The 9,209-nt window shown below is 74.8% G+C and carries 5 protein-coding genes and 1 pseudogene; 4 read left to right on the top strand and 2 right to left on the bottom strand.

Translation table 11 applies throughout. The features are described 5' to 3' along the window. The first annotated feature begins 295 nt into the window (after positions 1–295). Together ACZ47G_RS39440 and ACZ47G_RS39435 are read left to right on the top strand one after the other, a co-directional pair. Complete coding sequence (locus tag ACZ47G_RS39440; protein WP_465751322.1) at positions 296–817, top strand: universal stress protein; 522 nt, start codon at positions 296–298, stop codon at positions 815–817. 128 nt (positions 818–945) lie between these two features. Beyond that, the gene (locus ACZ47G_RS39435; RefSeq protein ID WP_465751320.1) at positions 946–1,650 is read left to right on the top strand and encodes a DsbA family oxidoreductase; all 705 of its coding nucleotides are present in this window, start codon (positions 946–948) and stop codon (positions 1,648–1,650) included. Positions 1,651–1,815: 165 nt separating this feature from the next. On the opposite strand, the gene ACZ47G_RS39430 is transcribed toward ACZ47G_RS39435, so the two are convergent. Then, complete coding sequence (locus tag ACZ47G_RS39430) at positions 1,816–3,879, bottom strand: sigma-70 family RNA polymerase sigma factor (protein WP_465751318.1); 2,064 nt, start codon at positions 3,877–3,879, stop codon at positions 1,816–1,818. Positions 3,880–4,509: 630 nt separating this feature from the next. Continuing rightward, positions 4,510–5,382: a TetR/AcrR family transcriptional regulator gene (locus ACZ47G_RS39425; RefSeq protein WP_465751316.1), complete on the bottom strand. Its 873-nt coding sequence runs from the start codon at positions 5,380–5,382 to the stop codon at positions 4,510–4,512. 575 nt (positions 5,383–5,957) lie between these two features. Here ACZ47G_RS39425 and ACZ47G_RS39420 point away from each other — a divergent pair. Both ACZ47G_RS39420 and ACZ47G_RS39415 read left to right on the top strand, forming a co-directional pair. After that, complete coding sequence (locus ACZ47G_RS39420) at positions 5,958–7,283, top strand: NAD(P)/FAD-dependent oxidoreductase (RefSeq protein WP_465751314.1); 1,326 nt, start codon at positions 5,958–5,960, stop codon at positions 7,281–7,283. Between the two features lie 203 nt (positions 7,284–7,486). Further along, positions 7,487–8,809: pseudogene (locus tag ACZ47G_RS39415) on the top strand (SpoIIE family protein phosphatase); the annotation flags it as partial. Between the last annotated feature and the right edge of the window lie 400 nt (positions 8,810–9,209).

Genomic DNA, 9,209 nt, shown 5'->3' with positions numbered 1-9,209 from the left:
GAGAGGGACGCGCTGCGGGAGGGGGCGGTGGAGGGGGTGGGTGCGGAGAGGGGCGTGACGGGTGATTTTCAGACCGCCCACGGCGAGCACCCCCCTCGATGAGGGTCGGCGGTCCGAAAATCACCCAGCCCCCGGAGCGCCCACCCCCGGAACCGCCCCCGGCCACCCACCCTCCCGAAAGCCCACCCCCACAAACAGAAACCCCCACCCCCACCCCCGGCGCGGCTCCAGCCGGCCCCTCCACCAGCCGGGCGATGATTACGCGGCTGTGAGTCCGCGGTGAGGAGAGTGTGCGGTGGCCGGTGTGAGCCCGGGGCGGGAGGTTCCCGTGGTGCTGTCGGTGCTGGGGCGGCCGCCGACGGGGCGGCCACCGGGGGTGCTGGCGGCGTGTGACGGGTCGGACGGCTCGCTGTGGGCGCTGGACCGGGCGATGACGGAGGCGGAGCTGTTCGGGCTGCCGCTGTACGTGCTGGCCGTGGTGAACCCGGCGCCGGCCGGGTACCCGCCGGGAATGGCGGAGCTGGTACAGGAGAGCGTGGAGACGCTGGTCGAGAGCATGGCGGACGGGCTGCGCCGGGCGGTGGCGACGGTGCTGCGGCAGCGGGTGCGGCCGTACGCGGGGGAGATGTCGCTGCACGTGGTGCTGGGCAATGTGATCGAGGTGCTGCTGGCGGCGTCGACCCGGCAGCACACGCTGGTGGTCGGCACTCGGGGCAACGGGGGTTTCTCCCGGCTGCTGCTGGGTTCGGTGAGTTCGGCGGCGGTGCACCACGCGGCGTGCCCGGTCCTGGTGGTCCCGGCGCCCGCGGAGGCCTGAGCCGACGGAACCGGTCCCGGGCCGGTGCCAGTGCCAGTGCCAGCGCCAGTGCCGGGAATGTACCGAGATGGTTCATCGTTCACCTATCTCGTACCCCCACCCCGACACGCCCCTGGAGCCCCCCGAACATGAAGGTCGAGATCTGGTCCGACATCGCCTGCCCCTGGTGCTACATCGGCAAGCGCCGTTTCGAGCAGGCCCTGGCGGACTTCCCCGGCAAGGAGGGTGTCGAGGTCGTCTACCGCCCGTACCAGCTGGTCCCGGACGCGCCGGCGACCGCGAGCCCGCACCGGGCCTGGCTGGCCGAGCGCTACGGCCCGCAGTCGGTCGCGATGGACGCGCGGGTGGCCGAGCTGGGCCAGGCCGAGGGCATCACGTACGACTTCGACGCGGCCCTGCACGCCAACACCTTCCTGGGCCACCGCCTGCTGCACCTCGCCGAGGCCGAGTACGGCGCCGAGGTGCAGGGCCGGCTGAAGGAGGCGCTGCTGAAGGCGCACTTCACCGACGGCGTGGACGTCGGCGACCGCACCGCGCTGGCGGACGTCGCCGTGGCGGCGGGCCTGGACCGCGAGCGGGTGACGGCCTACCTGGCGGGCGACGAGGGCACCGCCGAGGTCCGCGCCCAGCTGGCGGAGGCCCGTGAGCTGGGCATCAGCGCCGTCCCGACGTTCGTGTTCGAGGGCAAGTGGGCGGTCCAGGGCGGGCAGGACGCCGCGACCTTCCGCAAGGTGCTGGAGCAGGTCGCCGCCGAGATCGGTGAGCGCCGCCCGGCGCCGGTGCCGGTCGCCCAGGCCGGGGAGGCCTGCGCGGACGGATCCTGCGCGATCTGACGCCGGCCGACCCGGCGCCGGACGATCTGACGCCGGCCGACCCGGCGCCGGACGATCTGACGCCGGCCGACCCGACGCCGGACGACCCGACGCCGGACCACGAAGGGGCCCGTCCCGGGAGCTGTCACCAGCTCCTCGGACGGGCCCCGAGCCGTGTCCGGACGGTCAGGTGCACCTGAACCGGGCCTGCGCCCAGTCCGCGACGTTCAGCGCCGACCAGATCCCGTGCGCGGGCGTGACCACCAGCCGGATGGACTTCTGCCCGGCGAGCGGTACGTGCACCGGCACCGCGTCGTCGCCGGCGGCGAGGGTCCGGGAGCGCCACAGGGTGCTGCCGTCGCCGCCCTGGACGGTGAAGACCACCCCGCCGGGGCCCAGCGTGGCGTCGTCGACCCCGGCGACGGCGTCGAAGGAGGTGCAGCTGCGGTTGAGGTCGATCAGCGTGGTCGCCGGGGCGTGCACGGTGATGGCGTGGGGGTGGTAGTCGCCGCCGATCCAGCCGCCGTCGCGCTGCCAGAACCGGTCGCTGCCCTTCTGCCGGATGCTCGGCCCCTCGGGCGGCACCCGGTTGTGACCGGGCTTGACCACGGGCAGCGAGTCGCCCCAGAAGTCGCTGGGCGCGGGCGGGGTGGGCGTGACGATCGGCGTCGGCACCGGCGGCAGGGTGGGCGTCGGGACGTCGGGCACGTCCGGGGTCGGCACCGGCGGCAGGGTCGGGGTCGGGACGGCGGGCAGCTCGGGGGTGCGTTCGACGGGTGGGGCGGGCGGTTCGCTCCGCGGGGCCCGGGTGGCCGCCGGGGGTGGGCTCGGCTTCGCGCTGGGCTTCGGGCTCGGGCTGGGGCTGCTGCTCGGGCTGGGCGCGGGCGGCTCCGGGGCGGCGCTGCTGGGTGCGGGCGCGGGTGCGGGGGCAGCCGCGGGGGCTGCGGGCACGGGGGCCACCGGGGCGGGCGTGACCGGCGCGGTGGTGACCGGGGGAGCGGCGGCGGGCGGCTTGGGCTCGGGCGAGCCGGTGAGGGCGTACGCGGCCACGGCGGCGGCGGCCACCGCGACGGCGGCGGCGATCCCGGCTTTGGCGGCGGTGCCCAGCCCCTCGCCGGCCGCGGCAGCGGCCGTACTCCCGCCGGAAGCACCCGAAGCCCCGGCGGCACCGGCCGCACCGGAAGCCCCGGCCGCACCGGAAGCGCCCGAGGACCCGGCCGCGGCCGCCGTCCCCGCCGCGGCCGCTCCGCCGACCGCGGCGACCCCGCCCACGGCGGCCGCGGCGGCGCTGAACCCGCCGACCCCGATCCAGACCAGCACGCCGCCGGGCAGCAGCGCGCGCAGACCGGTGTTGATCTCGGTGAGTTCCAGGCAGGCCGCCGTGCAGCGGTCGCACTCCTTGAGGTGCCGTCCGACCTCGGCCGAGGCCCGCTTGCGCAGCGAGCCGCGCGCGTACGCCCCGAGCCGGTTGGCGTAGGACTCGCAGGTGCTGTCCTGGCTGCCGGAGACGTGGGCCTGGAGGAAGCCGGCGGCCAGCCGGTCGCGGGCCCGGTGGGCCTGGACGGCGGTCGCGTTGGCGGTCTTGCCGAGCATCACGGCGACGGTCTTGGGCGATTCCTGCTCGACCTCGGTGTGCCAGAGCACGACCCGGTCGTCCTCGGGCAGTTCGGCGTAGGCCTGCATGACCATGCGCTGGTCGGCCATCGCCATCGCCCAGGCGTCGGCGCCGGGGTCGGCGAGGTCGAAGTCGACCACGGCGGCCGAGCTCTGGGCGAACACCCCGAAGTCGTCGACGAGTTGTTCGCGCCGTTCGCTGCGGGTCCAGGCGGCGGCGACGTTGCGCACGGCGGTCAGCAGGTAGGCGCGGACGGCGAACTCCGGGCCCTTGCCCGCCTTGAGGGCCTGCAGGGTGCGGGCGAAGACCTCGCCGGCGAGGTCCTCGGCGGTGAAGCTGTCCCGGCAGCAGGTGCGGGCGTAGCGGCGGACGGAGTCGACGTGCCGGAGGTAGATCTCCTCGTACGCGGTGTCATCGCCGGCCCGGACCCGGGCGGTCAACTCGGCGTCGGAGGGCGGCCGCTCGCCGTCCACCGGGTCGGCGGGGGCGGGCACGGTGGGCCGGGCGGACCGGCGGTCGCCGACGAACGCCTCGGGGGCGACCCCGCCGCGGCCGGCGGGGGCCTGGCCGGGCACCCGGCCGGACGGCAGGGCGGCGGCGGAGGCAGAGGCGGAGAGCGACTCGCGGCTGGGCATCCCGGCCTGGTCGGGGACGTGTCCACCACCGGGACCGCCGGTGCCGCCCGGACCGGCGGCGGAACCCGGACCGCCGGCGGAACCCGGACCGCCGGCGGAACCCGAACCGCCTGCGGCGCCCGGTACTTGGGCGGATCCGGTACCGCCGGGGCCCGCGGCGGACCCTCCGGCCGTACTACCGGAGAGGCCCCCGAAGTCGAGGCCGTACCCGTAGTCGTTCTGTTCCTCGGCGCTCACAACGGACCCCAGATTCCACGACAGCCCCCGTAGTGTGGCAGGGCGCGCGGGAGTGCGTAGGCGCACGGTTCCCCGATGTACGGCGCCGACGGCGCGCGAAGGGCGCGCATCGGGACATTGGCTCCAACCACGGGCAAAGGATGGCATAGCGCAGGGACCCGCGGTAGCCGGACCGGCCGGTACCCACTCTTCCGAGGGGCCGTCGCGGATATGTTCGCCCAGCGTGCGGCGCGGGGTCGCACGACGTCCGCACCCGGCGCGCGTACCCTGCTCGCGCGCCGGTGTCCCGCCCAACTCCCCGTGCCCGTCGGGCGCGTCGCCCGTGCCTGGTCCGACGCGTCCGCCGCTGCCCCCGTCCACCAGGACGTCCCGGTGGCGGGCCGAGCCGAGAGGTCAGCGTGACCGCAGACCGTCCAGCAGTATCTGCAGCAGCCGGTCCGACGGCCCGGCGGCCGGTTGACCGTCCGGCTGCGGACCAACCGCCGTGAAACCGGCCGCCGTCGGCGCCGTGACCGAGGGCCGCGCCGCGTGCACCGGCACCGACGCGGTCAGCACCAGCACCACGTCCGACACCGTGACGCCCGGCCGCAGCTCGCCCGCCGCACCGGCCCGCGCCACCAGGGCGGCCAACAGCTGCAGCAGCAGCCGCGGATCGGCGTCCGCCGACGACGGTTCGGCCGCCGCCCCGGCGCGCGCCTCCTCGTCCCGCAGGTCGAAGCGCACGGCCGCCGGCGTTTCCGCCGCCCGCTGTTCGGGCACCCGGCCCAGCTCCTCCGCGTACCGGAACGCCTCCGGCGGCAGCAGCCGCCCGGCTCCGGTGCCGACCGCCCGGGCCAGGTACCCGGCCAGGGCGTCCCAGGCGCCGTCGCCGCCGTACAGCGACTCCCGTGCCTGCGCGGTCAGCCAGGCCACCTCCTCGGCGGCGATCCGCTGGACCAGCACCTCCTTGCTCGGGAACCGTCGGTAGACGGTGCCGACGCCGACCCCGGCCCGGCGTGCGACCTCCTCCATCGGAGCGCCGTAGCCGAACTCGCCGAACACCTCCCGGGCCGCGCGCAGCACGCTCTCCAGGTTCCGCCGGGCGTCAACCCGCAGCCGGGCCCCGGGGACCGGCGCCGCCGCCTGAGGAGGATCCGCCCGGTACGGGACGGCCGCGTACGCCATCCCGCCCTGGGGCAGGTCCAGCGGGCCGCGCTGCTCCGGCACCATGCCCTGTCCGGCGTGCGGTGTGCCCGCCCGCCCCAATGCCTGCTTCTGCTCCATCATCCCAACTCTCCCCCGCAGGCGTCCGAAACCGGACCCTGTCGTCGCCCGCCCCTGCACCCCCCGGTGCAGCTCGGCCCGGCAGAAATGACCAGATGACCCATCGCTCTGTGCCGCCCGTCCCGTTCAGGTGACCACGGTCGTGCCGCCGGGCCGCCTCGGCGTCCGGCTCGGCGCGTCGGCACCGCCCGGGGCCTCGTCCGGGAACTACCCTTCCCCGGATGACTCTCCCCCAGTCGGGTTGTCGAGCCAACGCTGGAACTGGCCGTAGTGGCCGCTCCACGGTGCGTCGCCGCCGGTTGTCATGGCGGTGGCCGCTCCGGCACACAATCCGACCATAGTTCACGGCTCTTCGCGGCCGAAAGTGCGTCAGAAAGTCGCCCAGCAAGCACAACTGGTCACGGCTGCCACTTCCGTCCCAACCAGCCCCGTACGGACTGTGGACAAGACCACCTCCGCCGGTCCTTCATAGGGGGGCGTGATGGGGGGACACCCCCGGCCGCGAGGCCGGGACGAAACGTCACATCGGCAGGAGGTGCACCATCAGGATCCTGATCGCCGGCGGCGGCTGCGCCGGGATGGCCACCGCGCTCCACCTCCAGCGTGGCCTGCGGGAGCAGCTGCGACGCGGTGAAGTGGAGATCACCGTCGTCGAACCCCAGTCGTACTCCACCTACCACCCGCTGCTGGCCGAGGTCGCGGCCGGCTCGATCGACCCGCGGCACGTGGTCGTCCCGCTGCGCCGGGCCCTGCCGCACTGCCGGGTGCTCACCGCCCGGGTCACCCGGATCGAACACGCCGCCCGCCGTGCCCTGGCCGACGCCGCGGGCCCCGGCGAGACCCCGGCGCCGCTCGAACTCCCTTACGACGTCCTGGTGGTGGCCCCCGGCTCGGTCTCCCGCACCGCGCCGGTGCCCGGGCTGGCCGAGCACGGGCACGGCTTCTCCACCGTCGCCGAGGCGGTGCACCTGCGCAACCACGTGCTGGAGCAGCTCGACCTCGCCTCCGCCACCCGCGACCCGGCCCTGCGGCAGTCCGCGCTCACCTTCGTCTTCGTCGGCGCCGGCTACGCGGGCGTCGGCGCGCTCGCCGAGCTGGAGGACATGGTCCGGACCGCCGTACGGAGCTACCACAACGTCCGCGCCGAGGACCTGCGCTGGGTGCTGGTCGAGGCGACCGACCGGATCCTGGCCGAGGAGTCGCCCGAGCTCGCCGAGCACACCCTCGGCCAACTGCGCGAGCGCGGCGTCGACGTCAGGCTGCGCACCACCCTGGAGTCCGCCGCCGGCGGGGTCGCCGCGCTCTCCGACGGCAGCCGCTTCGGGGCCCGGACCCTGGTCTGGACGGCAGGCGTCCGGCCTGCACCGATGCTGCGCGACACCGACCTGCCGCTGGACACCGCCGGCCGGGTCCGCTGCCTGGCCACCCTCCAGGCCGTCGGCCCGGACGGCCGGGCCCTGCCCGGGGTGTGGGCGGCCGGGGACTGCGCCGCCGTACCCGATCCGAACGCGGACGGCGCCCCCTGCGCGCCCAACGTCCAGCACGCCTTCGCCCAGGCCGAACTGCTCGCCCGCAACATCGCGCTGGCCCTGGCCGGCGGGCCGCACGCGCCGGGGCTGGTCGAGTACCGGCCCGGCCCCGCCGCCTGCTCGACCTCGCTCGGCCTGCACCGGGCCGTCGCCCACACCCGGGGCGGCGGCCGGCTCACCGGGCGGCGGGCGTGGTGGCTGCACCGGGCCCGGCACCTACGGCGGCTGCCGAGCACGGAGCGCCGGGTGCGGGTGCTGGTGGACTGGGTGCTGGGCGGGGTGTTCTCCCGCGAGGTGGTCTCGCTGGGGGCGATGGAGCACCCGCGCTCGGTCTTCGAGGGCGGTTTCGACGCCGGGCCCGAACGGCCCGGTTAGCGGCCGGGTGGCCGGCCGGGTGGCCGTTCCGAGGGCCGATCGGAACGGCGAACGGAACGCCGATCCGACGGCCACGCCGGGCGGGCGACTTCCGGAACCGGGCCTCCGCCTGACAGGATCAGCCCGAACTGGTCATTACCCCGTGTGCCGCTGCGTACACAAAAAGTGATGATATGCCTGGAAAACGAGGAAGCGGCCGTCGTTTGAACCTCATGCGCTGGAGCGCCCGGCTCACCGGAGTCCCCTGGCGTGCCGCCCCGTCCAACGGGGCCGGCACCGACGAGGGCACGCCCTCCACCGACGGCGTCGTCGTGCCCAGCCCCCGGGACCCCACCGGCCCCGCCCACACCGCCGAACTCCTCGACCCGCACAAACCCCAGAACCTGCGCGAGGTCCTCAACCGCATCCCCGCCCCGGTCGCCGTCACCTACGGCCCGCTCCACCAGCTCGGCTACGCCAACCGGGCCTACCGCGAACTCTTCGGCGAACGCCCCACCGGCCTGCCGGCGGGCGAGGCGCTCCCCGAGCTCGGCACCATGGGCGTCCTGCCCCTGATGGACCAGGTCATCCGCGGCGGCCGGCCCCGCAGCGTCAAGGCCCGCTGCATCCTCGGCCTCACCGGCAACCGCTACTACAACGTCTCCTGCGTCCCCCTCGGCCCCGGCGACACCGGTGACACCCCCGCCGAGGGCCCGCCCGCCGGAGTACTGATCTTCGCCGCCGAGGTCACCGACCAGGTCCTCGCCGCCGCCCGCCTGCGCGAAGCCGAACGCCGCCAGCGCGAGGCCGCCGTCACCCTCCAGCGCAGCCTGCTCCCGCAGAAGCTCGACCAGCCCGCAGACCTCCGGGTCGCCGCCACCTACCAGCCGGGCGGCGCCGAGGCCGCGGTCGGCGGCGACTGGTACGACGTCATCGCCATCGACGGCGGACGCACGGCACTCGTCATCGGCGACGTCATGGGCCGGGGCCTGCGCGCCGCCGCCGTGATGGGCCAGCTGCGCACCGCCGTCCGCGCCTACGCCCGGCTCGACCTGCCCCCGCACGAGGTGATGTGCCTGCTCGACGGCCTCGCCATGGAGATCGACGCCAACCAGATCGCCACCTGCACCTACGCCGTCTGGGACCCGCAGCACCGCACCCTCACCTACGCCTCGGCCGGCCACCTCCCGATGCTGCTGCGCTGCCCCGACGGAACCATCCTGCGCAGCGAGGAACAGAACGGCCCCCCGCTCGGCACCGGCGGCGGCCTGCACGTCTCCCACACCCTGCGCCTGCTCCCCGGTACGACCGGCGTCCTCTATACGGACGGCCTGGTCGAACGCCGTGACGAGGACATCGACCAGGGCCTCGACCTCCTGGCCCGCACCCTCACCGGCGCGATCGGCGCCCCCGAGGTGATCTGCGCCCGGCTGCTCCGGGCGATGGGCGTCACCTCGGAGCACGACGACGACGTGGCCGTCCTGGCCTTCCAGCTGCCGGCGGACGAGGCGGACGAGGGCACCGAGAATTCGCTTGCCGTGCTTGACTCGGCCACTCCAGAGGTCTAGTGTTCTTCGAGTTGCCTGGCAGGGAGCACCGGACACGCATCAGCGCGGACGGTCCCGGGGCAGCCAATCCCTTGAAACACACTTCCGGTTCGTGCCGGTCGTTTCGCTTTGCGCGGCTCGGCCTGGTGCTTATTCGGTGTGCTCGTTTTATCGGATTGCGGCTGGATTCGCTTTTCGGAGCGGGGATCGGCTAGAGTTTGAAACGTCGGACGGGGCGTCAAGCCGCAGACGACACCAGCGAGTTGGATGACGAAGCCCCGGAAAACGGAGCGGAAAACATCTGGTAAGCTGGAAACACGAAAGAACGAAGCGCCCGGAGGGCCCGCTGGAAGGCGGTCCGAAGGAAGCGTCCGTTCCTTGAGAACTCAACAGCGTGCCA

Source organism: Kitasatospora sp. NPDC030952 (genome assembly GCF_055571335.1).
This window is presented reverse-complemented; position numbering and strand designations above follow the sequence as displayed.